The sequence below is a fragment of the Streptomyces sp. NPDC032940 genome (genome assembly GCF_040636935.1).
Classification (GTDB): Bacteria; Actinomycetota; Actinomycetes; order Streptomycetales; family Streptomycetaceae; genus Streptomyces.
Map to the genome: position 1 here is coordinate 13,437 of NZ_JBEZVJ010000001.1, position 22,512 is coordinate 35,948.

Sequence of the window (22,512 nt, forward strand, 5' to 3'; positions counted from 1 at the left end):
ACGAGCCTATCGGCCCGCGCGGGTGCCCCGGTCGTGCGGTTCGTCACCGACCGGCTCGCCGAGCAGCAGGCGCTCCAGTCCGGCGCGGTCCGGCAGTCCTTCGGGGCGCACGGCCTCGCCGGTGCGTACGTGGAGGAAGGTGGCGGTCACCGATTCCAGCGGCACCCGCTGCTGCTCGGCCCAGGCGAGGCGGTACACGGCGAGCTGGAGCGGGTCCGCGGTGCCCTCGCGGCTCGTTTTCCAGTCGACGATCTCGTACGTCGCGTCCGGGCCCCGGCCTTCCTTGTAGACGGCGTCGATGCGGCCGCGTACGACGCGTCCGGCGAGCGTGAGCTGGAAGGGCGCCTCGACGCGGTAGGGGGTGCGGTGTGCGTACGCGGTGCGTTCGAAGGCGTCCTTGAGGAATTCCAGGTCGCGTTCGTCGGCGATCTCGGCCTCGCTTCCGGGCAGCTCGTCCGGCTCCAGCATGGGCAGGGTCAGCGCTTCGAAGCGGGATTCGACCCAGGCGTGGAAGCGGGTGCCGCGGCGGGCGGCGGGCTGGGGCGGGCGGGGCATGGGGCGGGCCAGCTCCTGGGCGAAGCCGTCGGGGTCGGCGGCCAGGCGCAGCAGCTGGGTGGCGGTCAGGGATGCCGGGAGGCGCACCTCGGTGACGCTCTCGCGGGCGCGCAGCAGCTCGCCGGTGAGGGCCTCCAGGTCGCGGTCCCAGGAGGCGACGGTGCGGGCCTCCTCGGGGGTGAGGCGGGAGGGGGCGGGCCGCGGGGGCTCCTGGGGGTGGGGGATGCCGGTGCGTCCGGGCTGCCCGGGTTCCTGGGGTACGGGTACGCCGGTGTGGTCCGGCTGTGGCGGGGGTGACGCCTGGTGCGGGACCGTGGGCCGGGTCACGGGGCGGGCCGGCGCCCAGGAGTCCCAGTCGGCGGGGTCCTCCACGGGGCCGGGGGGCTCGTCGCCGGGGAAGGCGTCGTCATCAAGGAGGGCGTCGTCCGGGAGGAGGAGCTCGTCGTCCTCGGGGGGTGGCGGCCAGTCCGGGGCGTCGTGGGCGTCCGGGTCGTGCGTGGCGGTGGGCCGGCCGTCGTCCTGGGCGGCGAGGCGGTCCAGGTGGGCGAGGACCGTCTCGGCGGCGGACCGGCGCAGGGCGAGGGCCGTGTCGTCCAGGGGCAGGGGCCAGGCCCGGTCGGCGGTGTTCTCGAGGAGGGCCGGGTTCTCCTCGCCCTCGGCGGGTTCGTCGGCCCATGCCTCGATCTCGCCGTGTCCTGCGGCGCAGTGGTCGTGCAGTGCCTGGAGGAAGTCGGACGGTCCGCGGGGCTTCTTCTGGCTGGGTCCCCACCAGTGGCCGGATCCCAGGAGCAGGGAGCGGGGCCGGGTGAAGGTGACGTAGCCGAGGCGGAGCTCCTCGGTGTGCTGGTGCTCCTTCATGGCCTCGTGGAAGGCCTTCAGGCCCCGGGAGTCCCAGGACGCGACGTCGGGCAGGGTGTCGGCGTCGCCGCGCAGCCCGTGCGGCAGCACTTTGCCCTGCGCGGTCCACTTCTCGCGGCCCTGCCCGCTGGGGAAGGTGCCGGTGACCAGGCCGGGGACGGCGACGACGTCCCACTCGAGGCCCTTGGACTTGTGCGCGGTGAGCACCTTGACGGTGTTCTCGCCGCCGGGCAGGGCGTTGTCGAGGCCCTTCTCGTACTGGGCGGCGGTGCGCAGGAAGCCGAGGAAGGCGAGGAGGGTGGCCTCGCCGTCGCTCGCGGCGAAGGATGCGGCGACGTCCAGGAAGTTCGACAGGGTCTCGCGGCGGCGGGCTGCCAGGGCGTGCGGGGACGCCGACAGCTCGACCTCCAGACCGGTGGTGGCGAGGACGCGGTGCAGGACGTCCATCAGGGGGTCGGACAGGGCGCGGCGCAGGTCGCGCAGCTCGGCGGCCAGGCGGGCGAAGCGCACGCGCGCGTCCGGCGAGAAGGGCAGTCCGTCGTCGTCGCCGGTGCCGTCCAGCGGCGTCTCCAGGAAGGTGTCGAGGGCGTCCGCGAGGGAGATCACCTCGGACGGGTCGACGCCCTCGACGGCCTCGGCGAGCCGCCGGTCGGGGTCGTCGCCGCCGTCCACGCGCGCGTGGCTCACGAGCAGCCGGGCGCGGCGGCCCAGGAGGGCCAGGTCGCGGGGGCCGATGCGCCAGCGGGGGCCGGTGATCAGGCGGACCAGGGAGGCGTTGGCGCCGGGGTCCTGGAGGACCTCGCAGACGGCGACCAGGTCGGCCACCTCGGGCAGGTGCAGCAGGCCGGACAGGCCCACGACCTCGACGGGGACGTCGCGGGCCACCAGCGCGCCCTGGATCTCGGCGAAGTCGGTCGCCGTGCGGCACAGGACGGCGATCTCACCGGGCGCGGTGCCGGTGCGCACGAGGTGGGCGACCGAGTCGGCGATCCAGTCGATCTCCTCGGCGTGGGTGCGCAGCAGGGCGCAGCGGACCGTGCCGTCGCGTTCGGCGCCGGGAGCGGGGCGCAGTGCCTCCACGCCCGCGTGCATGGCGCGCAGCGGCTCGGCGAGGCCGTTGGCGAGGTCGAGGAGGCGGCCGCCGCTGCGGCGGTTCTCGCTGAGCGCCTGACGGGCGGCGGGGTGGCCGTCGGCGTGCGCGAAATGTTCCGGGAAGTCGTCGAGGTTGGCGACGGAGGCGCCGCGCCAGCCGTAGATCGCCTGGCAGGGGTCGCCGACGGCGGTTACGGGGTGGCCGGTGCCGCCGCCGAACAGCCCGGCGAGGAGGATGCGCTGGGCCACCGAGGTGTCCTGGTACTCGTCGAGCAGGACGACCCGGAACTCGTCGCGCAGGGCGCGGCCCACCTCGGACAGCCCGGCGAGCTGGGCGGACAGGGCGATCTGGTCGCCGAAGTCGAGGAGGTCGCGTTCGCGTTTGGCGGCCCGGTAGCGGATCACCAGGTCGGCGAGTTCGCGGCGGGCGGCGGCGGCCTCGGGGACCTTGCGCAGATCGGCGTTGCTGAGTCTGGCGCCCTCCAGGGAGGTCAGGAGGTCCGCGTCCCAGGCACGGAGGTCCTCCGGGCGTACGAGGTGTTCGGCGAGCTCGGCGTCGAGGGCGAGGAGGTCGCTGACCAGGTCGGCGAAGGAGCGGGTGAGCGCCGGATACGGTCCGGGCGCCTCGCGCAGCACGCGCGCGGCCAACTGGTAGCGGGTGGCGTCGGCGAGCAGGCGGGACGTCGGCTCGAGGCCGAGCCGCAGGCCGTGGTCGGTCAGCAGGCGGCCCGCGAAGGCGTGGTACGTGGAGATGACCGGCTCGCCCGGCGGATCGTCCGGGTCGATGACGTCGGGGTCGGTGACGCCGGCCCGGACGAGGGCCTTGCGGACGCGTTCGGCGAGTTCGCCGGCGGCCTTGTTGGTGAAGGTGAGACCGAGCACCTGTTCGGGGGCGACCTGGCCGGTGCCGACCAGCCAGACCACGCGCGCCGCCATCACGGTCGTCTTGCCCGACCCGGCTCCGGCCACGATGACCTGCGGGGCGGGCGGCGCCACGATGCAGGCCGTCTGCTCCGGGGTGAAGGGGATGCCGAGGAGCTCCTTGAGCTGCTCGGGATCGGTGATACGGGCGGGCACGTCGAAGAGGCTAGCCGCGGGCACTGACAGCGGCGGCCGGATGCGCCTGGCGGGCGGAGAGAAGCGCAGGTCAGTGCGTGTGGTGCGACTGGTCACACCCGCCGCCGCGCGTCGAGGGCGTGCTGCTGCCGGAGCGTCCTACTCCACGACGTGCCGTCCCTCGGGCCGTGCGCTGCACGACGCCCGGAAGGCGCAGTGCGTGCAGTGCTGGCCCGCGGTGGGGGTGAACCGTTCGTCCAGGACCTTGCCGGCGGCCGTGGCCAGGAGGTCCCCGACCCACTCGCCCTCGGGGCCGGCCTGGGAGTCCTGGGCCTGCACCTTGGGCAGCGTATCCCCGCCGTCGCGCTTGGCCGCGCCCTGGCGCAGCTGGACGAGTTCCGCGCCGCCCGGCTCGGGGCGCACCCCGTCGAAGGCCTCGTCCACGGCGCCCTCGCGGACGGCGAGCTGGTAGACGGCGAGCTGGGGGTGGCGGGCCACCTCGGCGGCGCTGGGCGCCTGCTTGCCGGTCTTGAAGTCGACGACGTACGCGCGCCCGTCCCCGTCGGCCTCGACGCGGTCCATCTGACCGCGGATGCGGACCTCGTAGTCGCCGGCCTCCAGGGTCACGTCGAAGTCGTGTTCGCTCGCCACCGGGGTGCGCCCGGCGCGGTCCATGACGTGCCACTTGAGGAAGCGTTCGAGCGCCACGCGCGCGTTGGCCTTCTCCTGCGCCGACTTCCACGGCGCGTCGAAGGCTAGCGCGTTCCACACCGAGTCCAGGCGCTCCATGAGCACGTCGAGGTCGGCCGGGGTGTGCCCGGAGGCGACCTCGTCGGCGAGGACGTGCACCACGTTGCCGAAGCCCTGCGCGGCGGTGGCGGGCGCGTCCGCCTTCACCTCGCGGCCGAGGAACCACTGGAGGGCACAGGTGTTGGCGAGCTGGTCGAGGGCGCTGCCGGAGAGGGTGACGGGCTGGTCGCGGTCGCGCAGCGGCACCTTGCTCTCGGTCGGGTCCCACATGCCCCACCAGCGGTAGGGGTGGGCGGACGGCACCAGCGGGCGGCCGTCCTCGTCGGCGAGCGCGGCGAGGCGGGCCAGGCGGTGGGCGGCGGCCTCGCGCAGGGGGGCGGTGACGCGCGGGTCCACGGTGGTGGCGCGCAGTTCGGCGACGAGGGCGGCGACGGCCAGGGGGCGGCGGGGGCGGCCCGTGACGTCGGAGGGCTCGACGCCGAGCTCGGTCAGGAAGCGGGAGGGCTGGTCGCCGTCGTCGGCCGGTGCCTTCACGGCGGTCACGACGAGGCGCTCACGCGCGCGCGTGGCGGCCACGTAGAACAGGCGGCGCTCCTCGGCGAGCAGCGCGCCGGGCGTGAGGGGTTCGGCGAGTCCGTCGCGGCCGATCCGGTCGGCCTCCAGCAGGGAGCCGCGGCGGCGCAGGTCCGGCCACAGGCCCTCCTGGACGCCCGCGACGACGACCAGCCGCCATTCCAGTCCCTTGGAGCGGTGCGCGGTCATCAGGCGGACGGCGTCGGGGCGTACGGCACGGCGCGTGAGCGTGTCGGCGGCGATGTCCTCGGCGTCGATCTCCTCGAGGAAGTTCAGCGCGCCGCGTCCGCCCGTGCGCTCCTCGGCGCGCGCGGCGGTGGCGAACAGGGCGCACACGGCGTCCAGGTCGCGGTCGGCGTTGCGTCCGGCGGCGCCGCCGCGCCTGGCCGAGCGTTCCAGGCGGGCGGGCCAGGGGGTGCCCTCCCACAGGTCCCACAGCGCCTCCTCGGCGCTGCCGCCTCCGGCGAGGCGCTCACGGGCCTTGCGGAGCAGCGCGCCGAGGCGCTGGGCACCGCGTGCGTACGCCGGGTCGTGCACCGCGAGGCGCTCGGGTTCGGCCAGGGCTCGGGCGAGCAGCTCGTCCGAGGGCGGCGGCAGCGGGTTGCCGGCGGCGCGCTCCTCGTCGCGCAGGGCGCGTCCGAGGCGGCGCAGGTCGGCGGCGTCCATGCCGGCGAGGGGGGAGGTGAGGAGGGTGAGGGCGGTCTCGGTCCCGAGCCAGGTGCCTCCGGCGGGGGTGGGTTCTGCCTCGGATACGCCGGTGGCGGCGGGCTCGGCGTCGGCTGCGTCAGGTACGTCGTCGGCGTCGGGCGTGGCGGCGGAGCCGGGTCCGGTCCCGGACACGCCCCCCGCGTCGGACGCGGCGGCGGAGCCGGGGCCGGTCCTGGACACGCCCCCCGCGTCGGACGCGGCAGCGGAGCCGGGTGCGTCTCCCGCATCAGGCGCGGCACCGGGCACAGCCCCCGAGCCCGACGGGACGTCGGACACCCCTCCTGAGGTCACCGTTTCCGGACGTTCCTCGGCCACCGCCGCCTGCGCCACCGCCGTGGCCACCGCCCGCAGGGCCGTCAGCAGGGGTGCCACCGCCGGTTCGTGCCGCAGGGGCAGGTCGTCGCCGTCGACGTCCAGCGGGACGCCGGCCGCGGTGAGGGCACGGCGCACCGCCGGGATGGTGCGTGATCCGGCGCGCACGAGGACGGCCATGTCGCTCCACGGGACCCCGTCCTCCAGGTGGGCCCGGCGCAGGATGTCGGCGACGTTGTCGAGCTCGGTGCCGGACGTCGGGTAGGTGTACACCTCGACGCGCCCCCCGTCCCGTGCGGCGGCGAGCTCACGGTGGGCGCGTACCTTCTCGGCCGGCAGGCGGGTCAGCGGCATGCGCCGGGTCAGCAGCCGGGTGGCGGCCAGCAGCGCTGCCCCGGAACGGCGCGAGGTCCGCAGCACCTCCACCGGCGCGGGGCGGCCGTCCGCGCGCGGGAAGGCGTGCGGGAAGTCGAGGATGCCGTTCACGTCCGCGCCGCGGAAGGCGTAGATCGACTGGTCGGGATCGCCGAAGGCGACGAGCGTGCGCCCGCCCCCGGCGAGGGCGTGCAGCAGCCGTACCTGGGCCGGGTCGGTGTCCTGGTACTCGTCGACGTAGACGGCGTCGTACCGTGCGGCCAGCTGCGCGGCGACCTCGGGGCGGCGGGCGAGCAGCACCGCGCGGTGCACGAGTTCGGCGTAGTCGAGGACGCCCTGGAGGTCGAGCACGTCGAGGTACTCGGCGAGGAAGGTGGCGGCGGCCCGCCAGTCGGGGCGGCCGATGCGCCGGGCGAACGCCTCCAGGGCGTCCGGGCCGAGGCCCAGTTCGCGGCTGCGGGCGAGGACCGCGCGGACCTCGTCGGCGAAGCCGCGGGTGGTCAGACAGGCGCGCAGCTCGTCGGGCCAGCGCACGTGCGCGAGGCCGAGCCGCTCCAGATCCGCCTGCCCGGCCAGCAGCTCGCGGACCGCGACGTCCTGTTCCGGACCGGACAGCAGCCGCAAGGGCTCCACGAACAGTTCGCTGTCCTGGTGGGCGCGGACCAGGGCGTAGCCGAAGGAGTGGAAGGTCGTCGCCCGGGGGGCGCGCGCCGCGCCGATGCGCAGTGCCATCCGGTCGCGCAGTTCGACGGCCGCCTTGCGGCTGAAGGTCAGGACGAGGATCCGCTCCGGGTCGCCGCCGCGGGCGATCCGGTCGGCGACGGACTCGACCAGGGTGGTGGTCTTGCCGGTGCCCGGGCCTGCGAGGACGAGCAGGGGCCCGGTCCGGTGGTCAACCACGGCACGCTGTGCGGCGTCCAGACGAGGGGGAGTCACCTGCTCCGGCGGGGTACGCACCAGTCGGTAGGCGCCGGAGCTCCCCCGGCGCACCTGGGGGTGCGCCGGTCGTCCGGTGGAGGAAGAGGAGCTCACGTGGTTCGCCGGTCCTGGTGGGTGTGCTGGTGGGCTGTCCGTCCCGCGGGGGCGGCGGTGGCCGCCGTATGAGGGGGACGCGCGCGGCCGACGCTACGCCGGTGGACGAGGCGGAAGCAGGGTTTCCGGTCCTTCCCCCGGGTCACTCGCGGCGCGGGTGTCCCCCGCCCTTCGAACGTACGTCATGCGGCGCACGTGTCCGATCCGCCCCGTTTCCCTCATACGGATCACAGGTCGCACACCGGCCCGTCCGATGGCGGAAGCTGTCAGGTGTGACCCTGCGCGCGTTCGCCGCCGTCCCACCGGGCCCGTCTCAGGTCGAGGCGCGGCAGATGGCCCTCGGCGGCTCTGCTCGCCTCCTTCAGGGGCGTGCCCTCCGCCCGGTAGTGGCCGAGCGCCTCCAGTTCGTGCCCCGCGAGCAGGACACCGTCGGCGCGGACGACCCGCCACCAGCAGACGCCTCCCCCGTAGAGGGACATCACCCGGCCGACCTGCCGGGGACCGCCCTCCTCCAGGTACTCCGCGACGTCCCCGTACGTCATGACGCGGCCCGGCGGGATCAGGTCGGCGACGTCGAGGACCCGCTCGGCGTACTCGGGCAGCGCGTCCGCGTTCTCCGGAGGGGCTCCGTCCGGAAGGCTCTGCTCGCTCATCCGTCCCATCCTGCCGCACCCCACCGACAATGCGACGCGCTCGCGACGGTGTGCGTCTCTCGCCCGCGAGCGGCGCTTCGGGCAGACTGTGCCGCCCGCACGGGCACCCTGATGCCCCCGGCTGTCGGTCCGGCATGCCACCATCGTGCGGTCGGTGACCAGTGATACGAGAGCAAGAAGAGGCGATGAAGCAGCAGGGTGTGCACCCCGAGGACGCCGAGGGCACCTCTGACTCTTCGTCGCGCCCGGACGCGGCCGCCGGGGACGGGAAGACCACCGGGGACGAGAAGTCCGCCGGGGACGGGAAGACCGCCGACGGCCCGTCGGCGACGGCCGCCGACCCCGAGGACGTGGCGCACATCGACGAGGTGGAGGGCGACGAACCGCTGCTCCCCGCGCGCGTGCACCGCCCGTCCGACCTGATGCGGCTGCTGGTGGGCGTGCTCGCGATCGGCGTGCTGCTGGCCGTCGCCGCCTTCGCGCACGGCACGACCTCGGGTCTCGAGCAGGACATCAACAAGGGCACCGGGCAGGCCCCCGACCTGCTGATCAAGGTTGCGGGACTGGCCTCCAGCATCGCGATCCTCCTGGTGCCGGTCGCGTTCGCCGTCGAACGGCTGATCAAACGGGACGGGCTGCGGATCGCCGACGGCGTGCTCGCGGCGGTCCTCGCGCACGGGGTGACGCTCGCCACTGACCTGTGGGTGGCCAAGGCGGCCCCCGGTTCCATCCAGGAGGCGCTCACCCAGCCCTCACCCGGCGACGTCCACGCGCTCACCGACCCGGTGCACGGCTACCTCGCGCCGGTCATCGCCTACATGACGGCCGTCGGGATGTCCCGCAGACCCCGCTGGCGTGCGGTGCTGTGGATCGTGCTGCTCCTCGACGCCTTCTCCATGCTCGTCACCGGCTACACGACGCCGTTCTCGATCATCCTCACCGTCCTCATCGGCTGGACCGTGGCCTACGGCACTCTGTACGCCGTCGGCTCCCCCAACGCACGTCCCACCGGCCGGACGCTGATGGCGGGCCTGCGGACGGTCGGCTTCCGCCCGGTGACCGCCGCCCGCGAGGAGGCGTCGCAGGATAACGCGGAGACCGGTGACCGGGGCCGGCGCTACTTCGTCACCCTGGAGGACGGCCGCCCGCTGGACGTGACGGTGGTCGACCGCGAGCAGCAGGCGCAGGGCTTCTTCTACCGCGCGTGGCGCAATCTGACCCTGCGCGGCTTCGCCACCCGCAGCAGCCTCCCCTCGCTGCGGCAGGCGCTGGAGCAGGAGGCGCTGCTCGCCTACGCGGCGATCGCGGCCGGGGCCAACGCGCCGAAGCTGATCGCGACGTCCGAGCTCGGGCCCGACGCCGTGATGCTCGTCTACGAGCACACCGGCGGCCGCACCCTCGACTCACTGCCGGACGAGGAGATCACCGACGGCCTGCTGCGCGAGGCCTGGCAGCAGGTGCGCGCCCTGCAGTCCCGGCGCATCGCGCACCGCAGGCTGGTGGGCGACGCCATCCTGGTGGATCGTTCCGGCACCGTGATCCTCACCGAACTGCGCATCGGCGAGATCGCCGCCGGCGACCTGTTGCTGCGCATGGACATCTCCCAGCTCCTGGTGACGCTCGGTTTGCGGGTGGGCGCCGAGCGCGCGGTCGCCTCGGCCGTGGACGTGCTCGGCCCCGACGCCGTGGCCGACTGTCTGCCGATGCTCCAGCCCATCGCACTCAGCCGCTCCACCCGCGCGACCCTGCGCAAGCTGGCCCGCGAGCGGGCCGAGCGCGAGCGGGAGGCGGTCCTGGAGGCGTCCCGCCAGGCCAAGCTGGCCCGCTCGGAGGCGGCCGGCGCCGACGAGACCGCCGTACCCGGCAAGCCCGACAAGAAGGCTGCGCGCGCGGAGCAGCGGGCCGAGAAACGGGCGCTCGACGATGCGCTGGAGGAGGCCCGCGAGGAGGATCTGCTCACGCAGATCCGGCACGCGGTCCTGCGGATCAGGCCGCAGGCGCCGGTCGAGCCGGCCCGTCTCGAACGGGTGCGGCCCCGCACGCTGATCAGCTTCATCGCCGGTGCGATCGGCGCGTACTTCCTGCTCACCCAGCTCACGCACATCGAGTTCGGCCCGCTGATCTCCAACGCCGAGTGGGGCTGGGTCGCCGCGGCCGTGCTCTTCTCGGCGGCGAGCTATGTCGCCGCGGCGATGGCCCTGCTCGGCTTCGTACCCGAGCGGGTGCCCTTCCTGCGGACCGTGGCCGCGCAGGTGGCCGGGTCGTTCGTCAAGATCGTCGCTCCGGCGGCGGTCGGCGGCGTCGCGCTGAACACCCGGTTCCTGCAGCGCGCGGGCGTACGGCCGGGGCTCGCCGTGGCGAGTGTCGGCGCGTCGCAGCTGTTCGGGCTCGGCTGCCACATCCTGATGCTGCTGTCCTTCGGCTATCTGACCGGCACCGAGAAGACGCCTTCCCTGTCGCCGTCCCGGACCGTCATCGCCGGCCTGCTGACGGTGGCGGTGCTCGTGCTCGTGGTGACGTCGGTGCCCTTCCTGCGGAAGTTCGTCGTCACGCGCGTGCGGTCGCTCTTCGCCGGTGTCGTGCCGCGCATGCTGGACGTGCTCCAGCGGCCGCAGAAGCTGGTCACCGGCATCGGCGGCATGCTGCTGCTCACCGCCTGCTTCGTGATGTGCCTGGACGCCTCGATCCGGGCCTTCGGCGACGAGTCGTCGTCGATCAGCCTGGCGAGTGTCGCCGTCGTCTTCCTCGCGGGCAACGCGCTCGGGTCGGCGGCGCCGACGCCGGGCGGTGTCGGCGCGGTGGAGGCGACCCTGACGGTCGGTCTGATCGCGGTCGGCCTGCCCAAGGAGGTCGCCGCACCGGCGGTGCTGCTGTTCCGGCTGCTCACCCTGTGGCTGCCGGTGCTGCCTGGCTGGCTGGCCTTCAACCACCTGTCCCGGAAGGGCGCGCTGTAACGGCCCCGCAGGGGACGTTGTAAGGGCCCCGCAGGGGACGTTGTAAGGACCCCGCAGGGGACGTTGTAAGGGCCCCGCAGGAAACGCGCCGGCCCCGCGGGGAGAGCTGCGAGGCTCCCGCCGGTCCAGCCAGCCCCCGTACCTCGTACGGCTCGCGCCCCGGGCGCGCGGACCTGGCCGGCCGCACGATGGGAGCATGCCGAATCCCGCCCGGCTGCGCGCCGCCGCCCTCACCGCCACGGCCGTCCTGCTGTCCGCCCTCCTCGCGGGCTGTGGCGACGGTCCGCAGGACGACGCGGACCTGACGGAGCAGAAGCTCTCCTGGAAGGACTGCCCGGCGCCGTCCCAGGCCGAGGGCGGCGGCCCCGCACCCTCGCCGCTGCCGGACGGCGACGACTGGCAGTGCGCCACCATGAAGGCCCCGCGCGACTGGGACGACCCCGAGGGCGACACCATCGGGCTGGCACTGATCCGGGCGAGAACCAGCGGCCCGGCGGACCGGCGGATCGGCTCGCTGGTCTTCAACTTCGGCGGCCCCGGCGGATCGGGCGTCACCACCCTGCCCGCCTTCGGCGAGGACTACGCGACCCTGCGCACCCGCTACGACCTGGTCAGCTTCGACCCGCGCGGCGTGGGCCGCAGCGCCCCGGTGGAGTGCCTGGACGACGAGCAGCTCGACGCGTACTTCCAGCAGGACGCCACCCCCGACGACGCGGCCGAGCGCACGAAGCTGATGGACAACACCGAGAAGTTCAACTCGGCCTGCGAGAAGCACTCCGAGGAGATGCTGCCGCACGTGGCCACCACCGACGCGGCCCGCGACATGGACCTGATGCGGCAGGTCCTCGGCGACGACGAGCTGCACTACTTCGGCATCTCCTACGGCACCGAACTCGGCGGCGTCTACGCCCATCTGTTCCCGAAGAAGGTGGGCCGGGCCGTGTTCGACGCGGTCGTCGACCCCACGCAGAACCCCGAGGAGAGCTCGCTCGGACAGGCCCAGGGCTTCCAGCTGGCCCTCGGCAACTACGCCGAGGACTGCGTGTCCAAGGTCGAGGACTGTCCGGTCGGCGACAGCGTCCAGGACGTCGAGAACCGCATCGCGCGGCTGCTGAAGGACCTCGACCGCAAGCCGATCCCCGGCATCTTCCCCCGCGACCTCACCCAGACCGCCGCGACCGGCGGCATCGCCCAGGCGCTGTACTCGAAGGACTTCTGGGAGTACCTCACCGAGGGTCTGGAGCAGGCCTACGACGGCGACGGCAGGATCCTCATGGCCCTGTCGGACTCGCTGAACGGGCGCAACGAGGACGGCGAGTACAGCAACATCACCGCGGCGAACGTCTCCATCAACTGCGCCGACGACAAACCCCGCTACGGCCCCGCGTTCGTGGAGGAGCAGCTGCCGGAGTTCAGGAAGGCGTCCCCTCTCTTCGGCGACTACCTCGCCTGGTCCATGGTCGGCTGCACCGGCTGGCCGGTGGCGGGTGCGGCCGACCACCCCGACGTCAGCGCGCCCGGTGCGGCGCCGATCCTGGTGATCGGCAACACCGGCGACCCGGCGACGCCCTACGAGGGCGCGGGGCGGATGGCCGACGCACTGGGCAAGGACGTCGGAGTGGAGCTCACCTACAAGGGACAGGGGCACGGGGCCTACGACAGCAAGAACAAGTGCGTGCAGAACGCGGTGCACGGCTATCTGCTGGACGGGAAGGTACCCGCGGCCGGGACGGTCTGCTCCTGATCCCCCAGATCTCCGACAGCCTCCCCCTCCCCGAACTCGCAGGTCACAGCGTTATCCACAGGGCCCCGCGGGTTTCGTGGCGTCCCCCTACGATGGCAGGAACGCCATCCGCCGCACGGCGCGGACGGCCAGCGAGGGGGGATTGCCATGACACGTCTCGTCCGGTGGACGGCTCTGACCGCCGCCGCCGCACTGCTGACGGCGGGCTGCAGCGGGGGCTCGTCCGGCGACGACCGGGACGACGGGGACACGAGCGGTGCGCGGCCGTCCGCCGCGGCGCCCTCCGGCGTGCCCGCGTCGCTGGCGTCTCAGACACTCGAGTGGGGCCGCTGCAAGGCCACGGCGGACGCGCCCGCGCCGGGCGGCGACTGGCAGTGCGCCACGCTCGAGGCACCGCTCGACTGGGCCGAGCCGGACGGCGAGACGATAGACCTCGCCCTGATCAGGTCCAAGGCGACCGGCGACGGCCGCGCCGGCTCCCTGCTGTTCAACTTCGGCGGACCGGGCGGATCGGGCGTGTCCATGATGCCGTCCTACGCCGACACCGTCTCCGCACTGCACGAGCGGTACGACCTGGTGAGCTGGGACCCGCGCGGGGTGGCCGCCAGCGAGGGCGTCCGCTGCCGCGGCGACGAGGAGATCGAGGACGCCGAGTCGGTGGACGCGACGCCGGACACCCCGGCCGAGGAGGAGGCGTTCTTCGAGGACGCCGCCGACTTCGGCGAGGGCTGCGAGAAGGCCGCCGGCAAGCTGATGGCGCACGTCTCGACGGCGGACACCGCCCGTGACATGGACCTGATGCGGCATGTGCTGGGCGACGAGAAGATGCACTACTTCGGCATCTCGTACGGCACCGAACTCGGCGGCGTCTACGCCCACCTGTTCCCGAAGCACGTGGGGCGGATGGTCCTCGACGCGGTCGTGGACCCGAGCGCCGACACCATGGGCCACGCGGAGAACCAGGCGCGCGGCTTCCAGCGGGCGCTGGACGACTACCTGGAATCCACGGGGCAGGAGCCCGAGGAGGGCACGCGGAAGATCGCGGCCCTGCTGAAGCGGATCGACGCCGAGCCGCTGCCGACGTCGTCCGCGGGCCGGAAGCTGACGCAGACCCTGGCGATCACCGGCATCGTGCTGCCGCTGTACAGCAAGGACGGCTGGCCGGCCCTGACGAGCGCGCTGGCCGCGGCCCAGGACGGCGACGGCTCGGAGCTGCTGGCCCTCGCCGACGGCTACAACGAGCGCGACGAGGCGGGGCACTACGGCACGACGACCCACTCGCAGCGGGTCATATCGTGTCTGGACGGCAAGCAGCGCCCGACCGCGCAGGAGACGAAGAAGCGTCTGCCCGCCTTCGAGAAGATCTCCCCCGTCTTCGGCCCGTTCCTCGGCTGGGACACGGCCGGCTGGTGCCACGACTGGCCGGTGCCCGGACAGCACGAGACCCCGGAGGTGAGCGCGCCCGGCGCGGCCCCGATCCTCGTGGTCGGCAACACCGGCGACCCGGCCACCCCCTACGAGGGCGCCCGCAGGATGGCCGACGAGCTGGGCAAGCGGGTCGGAGTGGTCCTCACCTGGAAGGGCGAGGGCCACGGCGCCTACGGGAGCGGCAGCGACTGCGTCGACTCGACGGTCGACACCTACCTGCTGAAGGGCACGGTCCCGAAGGACGGCAAGGTCTGCTCATGACGACGGCGGGGGCCCCGCGCACCCTGCGTGCGCGAGACCCCCGCCGCCCGGAGACCGAGGCGGGCGGATCCGTGTCCGCCCGAGCCGGACACGGCTCAGTACACCGGCTTCTCCGGTTCGATCTGGTTGACCCAGCCGATCACGCCGCCGCCGACGTGGACGGCGTCCGAGAAGCCCGCGGACTTGAGGACCGCCAGGACTTCCGCACTGCGGACACCCGTCTTGCAGTTCAAGACGATCTTCTTGTCCTGCGGGAGGCTCTCCAGGGCGGAGCCCATGAGGAACTCGTTCTTCGGGATCAGCCGGGCGCCCGGGATGGAGACGATCTCGAACTCGTTCGGCTCGCGGACGTCGATGAGCTCGATGTTCTCGCCGTCGTCGAGCCACTCCTTGAGCTGCTTGGGAGTGATCGTGGAGTCGGCGGCCGCCGCCTGCGCCTCCTCGGACACGACGCCGCAGAAGGCCTCGTAGTCGATGAGCTCGGTGACGGTCGGGTTCTCGCCGCAGACCGCGCAGTTCGGGTCCTTGCGGACCTTGACCTGGCGGTACTGCATCTCCAGGGCGTCGTAGATCATCAGGCGGCCGACCAGCGGCTCGCCGATGCCCGCGAGAAGCTTGATGGCCTCGTTGGTCTGGATGGAGCCGATGGACGCGCACAGCACGCCCAGGACGCCGCCCTCGGCGCAGGAGGGGACCATGCCGGGGGGCGGGGGCTCCGGGTAGAGGCAGCGGTAGCAGGGGCCGTGCTCGGACCAGAAGACGGACGCCTGGCCGTCGAAGCGGTAGATCGAGCCCCAGACGTAGGGCTTGTTCAGCAGCACACAGGCGTCGTTGACGAGGTAACGGGTCGCGAAGTTGTCCGTACCGTCGACGATCAGGTCGTACTGGCTGAAGATGTCCATCACGTTGTCGGCCTCGAGCCGCTCCTCGTGAAGGACCACGTCCACGTACGGGTTGATGCCCTTGATGGTGTCGCGGGCGGACTCCGCCTTGGAACGGCCGATGTCGGCCTGGCTGTGGATGACCTGACGCTGCAGGTTCGACTCGTCGACCTCGTCGAACTCCACGATGCCGAGCGTGCCGACACCGGCTGCCGCCAGGTACATCAGCGTCGGCGAGCCGAGGCCGCCCGCGCCCACGGCGAGCACCTTGGCGTTCTTCAGCCGCTTCTGCCCGTCCATCCCGACGTCGGGGATGATCAGGTGGCGGGAGTACCTGCGGACCTCGTCTACGGTGAGCTCGGCAGCCGGCTCGACCAGGGGTGGCAGCGACACGGGGACTCCGTTGGTCGGTCAATCATTACGGGTGTTCTTCCCGTAACACTGCCACGGCCTTTTTCATTCCGAGACACCCGTCCCGATGCGCGAGACGATGTCGTCCCAGTAGCCGGGCATCGTCTCCCAGGGGTCCGCTCGCCCGGCCCGGTTCGCGCGGTCGGTGAAGTAGATCGTCGCGGCGCCCTGCCAGCGGGCGATGCGCAGCGCCTCCTCCAGGTGGCCGCGGGGCACGCCGTGGACGAAGTGGCAGAAGCGCTCGGGCGGGTAGTCGGCGCTCCACTCTGCCGCCTGGGACCAGCGGTAGTCGCTCCAGGCTCCCGAGAAGGTGACGAGCTGGTCGGCGTTCTCGGCGTAGCCGGGGTACGGGTGGGTCCCGTGGCCGAGGACGATGTGCGCGTCGTCACGGATGACGCGGAGCGTGGAGACCGTGCGGCGGACCTCGGGGAGCGCGGCCCGGTCGGACGGACAGCGGTCGAGGAGGAAGCCGTCGGCCCGGTACCAGTCGAGATACCGGTGGGCGTCGGAGATCAGTTCCCCGAAGCCGCGGGCCCCGTACGCGGCGTCGAGATGCCCGAGGACGCGGACGCCCGCGTTGCGCAGTCGGCCGGACGCCTCCAGGCAGTGCGGGTCGGGCTGGGCGCCGGGGCCGTCATCGACGTTGAGGACGACCCAGTGCAGGGAGGTGCCGTGCGAGGCCAGGCCGGCCCACTCGTCGGGCGCGACGAGCGGGTGGGCGAGGCCGGGGACACCCAGACCGGTGTGGACGCCTGTGCTCGCGGTGCCTGTCTGCGCGCTGGTCAGATACGGCATGCCGCCTCCATCCAGATGTCGGCGAGGGACTCCTCCAGGTTGATCCGGGGCCGCCAGCCGAGCCGGTCGCGCGCGGTGCGCACATCGGCCTGCTGCCAGCCGCCGCAGCCGTCGGGATAGGGGTGGGCGACCGGGGCCGCGTGCTCGGCGTCGGCGCGGTGGTCGCCGCGGTGCACGGGGGAATCGGGGCGGTGGTGGCCGAGGGTCTCGGCGCGGTGGTGGGCCAGGGCGTCGACGCGGTGGCCGACGGTTTCCGTGCGGGGATGGCCGATGACCGGCCGCAGGGCGCCGGGCGGTGCGTCGAGTTCGTGCAGGGCACCGCCGTATCCGGCCACACGGGCGAGGGTGGCGGCGGCGTCGCGCAGACGGACGGCACGGCCGGACCCGATGTTGATGACGCCCTGGGCGGCGGAGAGCGAGGCGGCGTGGACGGCGCGCGCCACGTCGCGGACGTCGACGAAGTCGCGCTGGACGCCGAGGCCGCCGAGCCTGAGCTCGCCGTCGCCGGACTGCATGGCCCGGCGCATCGCCTCGGCGAGGCGCCCCAGCGGCGAGCCGGCGGGGGTGCCGGGCCCCGCGGGCGAGAAGACGCGCAGGACGACGGCGTCCAGACCGGAGCCGAGGACCAGTTCCGTGGCGGCCAGTTTGCTGACGCCGTAGGGGCCGCCGGGCCGGGGCACGGCGTCCTCCGCGGTGGACGAGCCGGGCTGGCTGGGCCCGTACTCGGAGCTGCAGCCGATCTGCACCAGGCGGGCGCCGCAGCCGCTGCGGCGCAGGGCCTCGCAGACGGTGGCGACGGCGACGGTGTTGTGGCGGGTGAGGTCGCGGGCGCCGCCGCGGGTGGCGCCCGCGCAGTTGACGACGACGCCCGGGTGGACCGCGTCGAGGAAGCGGGTGAGGGCGCCCGGGCTGCCGGTGGCGAGGTCGAAGCGGACGTCGGCGTCGTCGCCGCGGCCGAGGGCGGTGAGCTGGACGGCGGGGTCGGCGAGCAGGCGGTCGGCGACGAACCGGCCGATGTAGCCGTTGGCTCCGATCAGCAGGACTCTCATCGCGCGGCTCCCGGGGCGGAGGCGTCCGGTCGGGAGGTGGTCATCTGGGGGTCTCCTTCGAGGGGCGGTGCGGGACGTGTGGGGGGTCGTCCGGAGCGCGCGGTCATCGCGTCCGCTCCGTGGGTGCGTGGGCGGATGCCCGGGTGAGGCGGCGGGTCGCGTGGCCGAGGAGGACCAGGGCGCCGATGCCGCAGGCCGTCGTCGGCACGCCGGCCGGTCCCCAGGCGGCCACGAGGGCCTCCACGGGCGCGGCGAGGAGGTCGAGGCCGGGGAGGCGGCCGGCGAAGAGGGTGGCCACGGCGGTCCCCTCGGCCACGGCCGAGGCGGTGAGGACGAGCCGGGCGGCGTGGGTGAAGCCGTGGACGGCGAGGAGGCGGGCCGGCAGCAGGAGCGCGCCGAGGGTGAGCGCCTGCGGGTAGGCGGCCGGCTCCCCGAGGGCCGCGCCGGTCAGCGCGAGCAGGACCGCCAGGGCGCCCAGGAACAGGGTGAACACGCCGAACAGCAGGGGGCGTACGGAAGCGGAGAAGTCCGTCAGTCCGCGGCTGGCGGCCAGTTTGCGGCGGGCCCCGGCGGCGAAGAGATGGGCGCTCGCGGCGGCGGGCGCGCAGGCCAGGGCGAGGGCCACGACGGGCGCGACGGTGACGGGCCAGGGGCCGTCCGCGGTGCCGTCGGGCAGGTTGTCGGGGCCGCCGGTGAGGGCGTTGCTCAGCAGGCCGTCGCCGAGGAGGGCGTAGCCGAGGAGCCAGCAGACCGGGGCGGAGCCGGTGTCGGCGCCGGCGCTCAGCGGGCCTCGGCGCAGTACGGCGCGCAGGGTCAGGGTCACCGCGAGGACGGCGGCGACGGCCACGGTCAGCCTCGCCCGTCCGTCGGTGAGGCGCAGGCCGGCCGCGGCGGCGGCGCACAGCGTCCCGGGCAGCAGGGCGAGGACGATCCAGGTGCCGCGCAGCCGGGGCGCCGGCGGTGCGGCGGGGTCCTCGGCCGCCTCGCCGTCGCGCGGGACGCGGGCGAACATCTCCTCGGCGAGGGAGAAGACGTCGCGGTGGCGGAAGCGGGCCGCGGTCCGGTCGGTGACGCCGTGCGCCTCCAGTCCGGCCGCGATCTCCAGGGGGTCCACGGCCCGCTCGCAGAGGTCGCGGTGACGGTGCATCAGGGCCTTGACGGGGTCGGCGACGCGCCGTGCGGCGGGGGCCGACCGCGTACCGGCCGGGGACGCCTGCTTGCCGGCCGCGGACGCCTGCTTGCCGGCCGGGGACGCCGCGTCGCCGTGCCCGGTGCCGGACCGTGCGCCGACGGGTGTCCCCGTCCCCGGTCCCTCCTCGCCCAGACACTCGTGTGAGCGCTCGTCCCAGGCGCCCGGGCTGTTCGGGGTCCCGGGGCGGTCCAGCTCGCCCAGGCCGCTCATCGGACCCCCTCGCTCGCGGAGGCCGCGGTCGTGGCGCGGACGGGGCCGTCCGTCGCCCACCCTGGGCCGCCCCGGGCCACGACCCGGCCGGCGCGTCCGGTCCAGCCGCCGGTGACCCGTGCCTCGGCGGGAACGGCGAACGGCAGGGGCTCCCCGGCCTCGTCGAGGACGACGCGGCGGATCGGCGTGCGCGAGAGGATCTCCACGTAAATGCTGTGAAATGCCGCGATGTTCTGTTCGACCGTGAACAGTTCCAGAGCGCGGGCGCGCGCGGCGGCCCCCAGGCGCGCACGGCGCTCGGGGTCGCGCAGCAGGGCGACGCACGCCTCGGCGAGCGCCCGCGGATTGCGCGGGGGCACGACGAGTCCGGTGCCGCCGATGGCCTCCACCACGGCGCCGACGTCCGTGGAGACCGTCGCCCGGCCGCAGAACATGGCCTCGACCAGGCCGGCCGGGAATCCCTCGACGACGCTGGAGAGGACGACGAGCGCGCCCGCGGCATAGGCGTCGGCGCGGGTGGGCAGTTCCGGTCCGCCGGTCTCCTCGAAGGACACCGGGTTGTCGCCGACGGCGTGCGGGCCGGTGGCCTCGTCGGGGAAGAGCTGCGCGGCCAGGGCCTTGCAGTGCGCGAGATAGGCCGCGCCCTCCGCGCCGAGAGGGGCGCCGACGATCCTGAGCCGTGCCGTGGGCTCGCGTCTGCGGATCTCCGCGAAGGCGTGCAGCAGCGAGACCAGGTCCTTGGCGGGCTCGACGCGGCCGACCCAGACGAGGGTGTGCGGATCGGCGCACTCGGGCGACTCCCCCGCCTCGGCGAAGGGCGTCACGTCCATGCCCGGAGGCACGGTGCGGAGCTTGGCGCGGTCTGCCCCGCAGCGCTCCTGCCAGCGGCGGGCGTGCGCGTTGCCGGGCGTGATCACGGCCGCGCACCGGTAGGTCTCGGCGGCCAGCCGCCCGTGGAAGGCGGCCAGCAGGGAGCGTATGGCAGGCGGCGCGCCGTGGTCCGTGAGGTAGTGCGTCCGCAGCCGCACGCCGTACTCCGTCACCAGCAGGGGAACGCCGTGGAAGTGCCGGGCGAGCAGGCCGGGCAGGGCCGCCGTACCGCCGGAGGCGGCATGGCACAGGTCGACCGCGCCGAGCCCGTCGGCGTCGTACCAGTCGAGCGACAGGGGGCGCAGGGCGCGTTCCAGGCGCGCGGCGACGGTCAGCAGCTCGGGGACGCGCGCCGTGCGGGCGGCAGGCGGGGCGCCGGGCGCGCGACAGGCGCGTTCCAGGGCGCGTACGGCGGTCTCCGAGCGGAGGGCGCCCCCCAGTCCGTCCTCGTCGCGGGCGAGTTCGGCGAGGCCGTACAGCGCACTGGCGAAACGGTCCGCCTCAACGGCGGACGCCTCCGTCGAGGCCCCGGACGGGTCTTGTGGGGCGGGGGTGCACAGGGCGGCGGCCAGCTCGTCGTAGCACTCGGTGAAGCGCCGGCGCGCGCGCCGCCCGTACGCCCAGCGCTCGCTCCGCGTCACCCGGCCGACGAGCCCTGTCGAACCGCCCCGGTGAGCGTCGTCGGCGGCGTCCCACAACGGCGCGGTGCGCACCCGGGCGACCTGCGGCGGCAGCGGGACCCATCCCCGGTCCTCCTGCTCCGCACTGCGGCTGAGGGCGTAGACGTCGAACTCGTGCTGCCCGAGCCCGCGCACGAGCCGGTCGCACCAGAGTCCGGCGTCACCGCTCAGATGCGGATAGCCACCCTCCGTAAGCAGTCCGATGCGCACGCGCGCACCCCCGATCTCCCGTTGAGGGAGCCGCCGTTGGTCCGGCGGCTCGCAGCGGGACGAACGTATGCGGACAAGGCGGTGGCGCGATGGACGGTTGTCCGTCGCGCCACCAAAAGGGGTGAACGGTCGTAACTTTCCCGGGCGGGACGCGTTCGGTCGCGCTAAGAGATCATGCGATTACCATGAGCGATGCACCGGCCACACCTGGCGGACTCAGCCGTTGGGGTAGGCCCAGGCGTTGGGACGGCAGTCGATGCCGTCGTGGTCGACGAACTTGGTCTGCTGCTGCATGACCGGGGCGAGTTCGCCGTCCTTGTCGCAGGAGACGTGGTTGTAGCCGATGCGGTGGCCGACCTCGTGGTTGATCAGCATCTGCCGGTAGGCGTAGATCTGGTCGCCGAAGGGCTCGGCGCCCTGGGCCCACCGATAGGCGTTGATCATCACGCGTTCGGTGGCGGCCGAGTCGCAGGAGACGTTGTCCTCGGTCGTGTCCAGGCCGGACTTGGCGCACCAGTCGGCCGTGGTGCCGGGGCTGGCGAGCGTGATCACGAAGTCGGGCTCACCGGAGTGGATGCGCTCGAACGTACGGGCGCCGTTGTGCGCCCAGCTCCGGTTGTCGTTGAGCGTCTTCTGCACGGCCTGCGCGAAGAGTGCGCCGTCGAGGCCGAGCCCCTGCTCCACGTCCACGCGGTAGGTGTACTTCTGCCCCGTCCCCGGCGCCTTGTCGAAGCCGGGGATCGCCTCGAACTTCCCCGACCCCTTGTAGCCGGCGCCGAGCGGGTACGTCTTGGCCATCGCCTGTTCGTACGTCAGCGGCGCCGCCGCACCGCCGGACGCGGACGGGGTCGGCCGCCCGTCCGCGCGGGAGGCGGGGTCGCGGGCGTCGCGGGCCTGGTCGGTCGCCGATCGGGAGCTCGCCGCCCCCTCGCCGTCCTGGCCGTCGGCGACCTGGCCGGCCACGACCACGGCCAGCACGGTGGTGACGGCCGCGGCGGCGATGCCGGTGAAGGTGCGACCCTTGCCGCCCTTGGCCGGTGCGGGTTCGCCGGTGGGCGCGGTGTCGTCGACGGGGGCGCCGGGGCCGTCGCCGGAGCTCCGGTCGGCGACGGAGCCGTACGGGTCGGGGGCCTGGCCGGGGACGGGGGTACGGCGCCGGGTGCGGGCGGAGAAGACGTCGTCGTCGTCCTCGCCGAAGGCGTCCAGGTAGTCCGGCCTAGGCCCTTCGGCGGGCGCCTGCCGCTGCCGCGGGAAGGGCACGCCGGGCGTGGACACGCCGGGCGGCGATCCGGCCGGCGCGCCGTACGCGGCGCCGGACCGCCCGCCCGGCTCGCCCCAGCCACCGCCGGGTTCACGCTGCTCGGGATGCCCGCCGCGCACCTGCGGCATGCCGTGCGCCGGGGTCCCGTCGGGGAACCGGGGAACACCTCGCGCGGGCGTGCCGCCCCCGATACGCGGGGAACCGTGCGCGGGCGTGCCGTCCGGGAACCCCGGGAAGCCCTGGGCCTGCCGCATACCGCCCTGCACCCGAGGAACGCCCTGCGCGGGGGTGCCGTCGGGGAACCGGGCGACGCCGTGGGCCGGCGTGGCGTCCGGGAACCGGGGGACGCCGTGCGCGGGCGTGCCGCCCTGGACCCCCGGAAACCCCTCGGCGGGGGTCCCGTCGGGAAGACGTGGGACCGCGTACCCCTGACCCCCGCCCGGTACCGCGCCCCGGGGAGCCGGGCCCGGCATCCCCTCCGCCGGCGGCCCGGGCACGCGTCGTCGGCCCGGGCGTGCGGACCGGTCCTCCCGTGCTGCTGCGGGGGCGTCCGCGTGGTCGCTCTTGGGGGCGGGTCCGCGGCGGCTGTGGCGTCCCACTCG

The 22,512-nt window shown here is 74.2% G+C and carries 12 protein-coding genes; 3 read left to right on the forward strand and 9 right to left on the reverse strand.

Annotated features, from left to right (window positions below; translation table 11 throughout):
• Positions 1–6: 6 nt before the first annotated feature.
• The 3 genes from AB0E77_RS00070 to AB0E77_RS00080 all read right to left on the reverse strand — a co-directional run bounded on the left by AB0E77_RS00070 (position 7) and on the right by AB0E77_RS00080 (position 7,964).
• The gene (locus AB0E77_RS00070; RefSeq protein WP_361563221.1) at positions 7–3,582 is read right to left on the reverse strand and encodes a UvrD-helicase domain-containing protein; all 3,576 of its coding nucleotides are present in this window, start codon (positions 3,580–3,582) and stop codon (positions 7–9) included.
• A 138-nt stretch (positions 3,583–3,720) separates the two neighbouring features.
• Entirely contained in the window at positions 3,721–7,311 is a 3,591-nt protein-coding gene (locus AB0E77_RS00075) for an ATP-dependent DNA helicase (RefSeq protein ID WP_361563224.1), read from the reverse strand.
• A gap of 266 nt (positions 7,312–7,577) precedes the next feature.
• Positions 7,578–7,964 (reverse strand): MGMT family protein, encoded by a 387-nt coding sequence (locus AB0E77_RS00080; RefSeq protein ID WP_361563227.1) that lies wholly within the window; start codon positions 7,962–7,964, stop codon positions 7,578–7,580.
• Between the two features lie 185 nt (positions 7,965–8,149).
• Between AB0E77_RS00080 and AB0E77_RS00085 the strand changes: the two genes are divergently transcribed.
• From AB0E77_RS00085 to AB0E77_RS00095, 3 genes are all read left to right on the forward strand, one after another.
• Entirely contained in the window at positions 8,150–10,918 is a 2,769-nt protein-coding gene (locus AB0E77_RS00085; RefSeq protein ID WP_361563230.1) for a lysylphosphatidylglycerol synthase transmembrane domain-containing protein, read from the forward strand.
• 196 nt (positions 10,919–11,114) lie between these two features.
• A complete protein-coding gene (locus AB0E77_RS00090) occupies positions 11,115–12,662 on the forward strand; it encodes an alpha/beta fold hydrolase (protein ID WP_361563233.1) in 1,548 nt (515 codons plus the stop codon).
• Between the two features lie 147 nt (positions 12,663–12,809).
• Complete coding sequence (locus AB0E77_RS00095) at positions 12,810–14,351, forward strand: alpha/beta hydrolase (RefSeq protein WP_361563236.1); 1,542 nt, start codon at positions 12,810–12,812, stop codon at positions 14,349–14,351.
• Positions 14,352–14,446: 95 nt separating this feature from the next.
• On the opposite strand, the gene moeZ is transcribed toward AB0E77_RS00095, so the two are convergent.
• The 6 genes from moeZ to AB0E77_RS00125 form a co-directional block, all read right to left on the reverse strand.
• Positions 14,447–15,625, reverse strand: coding sequence for an adenylyltransferase/sulfurtransferase MoeZ (gene moeZ / locus AB0E77_RS00100; protein ID WP_361563239.1), 1,179 nt, complete (start codon positions 15,623–15,625; stop codon positions 14,447–14,449).
• Positions 15,626–15,688: 63 nt separating this feature from the next.
• Positions 15,689–16,438, reverse strand: coding sequence for a spherulation-specific family 4 protein (locus AB0E77_RS00105; protein WP_361563242.1), 750 nt, complete (start codon positions 16,436–16,438; stop codon positions 15,689–15,691).
• Complete coding sequence (locus tag AB0E77_RS00110) at positions 16,426–17,487, reverse strand: NAD-dependent epimerase/dehydratase family protein (protein ID WP_361563245.1); 1,062 nt, start codon at positions 17,485–17,487, stop codon at positions 16,426–16,428. Before AB0E77_RS00110 ends, AB0E77_RS00105 begins: the two co-directional genes overlap by 13 nt.
• 103 nt (positions 17,488–17,590) lie before the next feature.
• The gene (locus tag AB0E77_RS00115) at positions 17,591–18,889 is read right to left on the reverse strand and encodes a hypothetical protein (protein ID WP_361563247.1); all 1,299 of its coding nucleotides are present in this window, start codon (positions 18,887–18,889) and stop codon (positions 17,591–17,593) included.
• Positions 18,886–20,649, reverse strand: a complete 1,764-nt coding sequence (locus AB0E77_RS00120) for a DUF3492 domain-containing protein (RefSeq protein WP_361563250.1) — start codon at positions 20,647–20,649, stop codon at positions 18,886–18,888. Before AB0E77_RS00120 ends, AB0E77_RS00115 begins: the two co-directional genes overlap by 4 nt.
• A 216-nt stretch (positions 20,650–20,865) precedes the next feature.
• The gene (locus tag AB0E77_RS00125; protein WP_361563253.1) at positions 20,866–22,509 is read right to left on the reverse strand and encodes a DUF3152 domain-containing protein; all 1,644 of its coding nucleotides are present in this window, start codon (positions 22,507–22,509) and stop codon (positions 20,866–20,868) included.
• Positions 22,510–22,512 lie beyond the last annotated feature (3 nt).

Bases quoted from the DNA above. Each gene is read 5' to 3' on its own strand.
- AB0E77_RS00080 (WP_361563227.1), bottom strand. From the start codon at position 7,964: ATGAGCGAGCAGAGCCTTCCGGACGGAGCCCCTCCGGAGAACGCGGAC.
- AB0E77_RS00085 (WP_361563230.1), top strand. From the start codon at position 8,150: ATGAAGCAGCAGGGTGTGCACCCCGAGGACGCCGAGGGCACCTCTGAC.
- AB0E77_RS00090 (WP_361563233.1), top strand. From the start codon at position 11,115: ATGCCGAATCCCGCCCGGCTGCGCGCCGCCGCCCTCACCGCCACGGCC.
- AB0E77_RS00095 (WP_361563236.1), top strand. From the start codon at position 12,810: ATGACACGTCTCGTCCGGTGGACGGCTCTGACCGCCGCCGCCGCACTG.
- AB0E77_RS00105 (WP_361563242.1), bottom strand. From the start codon at position 16,438: ATGCCGTATCTGACCAGCGCGCAGACAGGCACCGCGAGCACAGGCGTC.
- AB0E77_RS00110 (WP_361563245.1), bottom strand. From the start codon at position 17,487: ATGAGAGTCCTGCTGATCGGAGCCAACGGCTACATCGGCCGGTTCGTC.
- AB0E77_RS00115 (WP_361563247.1), bottom strand. From the start codon at position 18,889: ATGAGCGGCCTGGGCGAGCTGGACCGCCCCGGGACCCCGAACAGCCCG.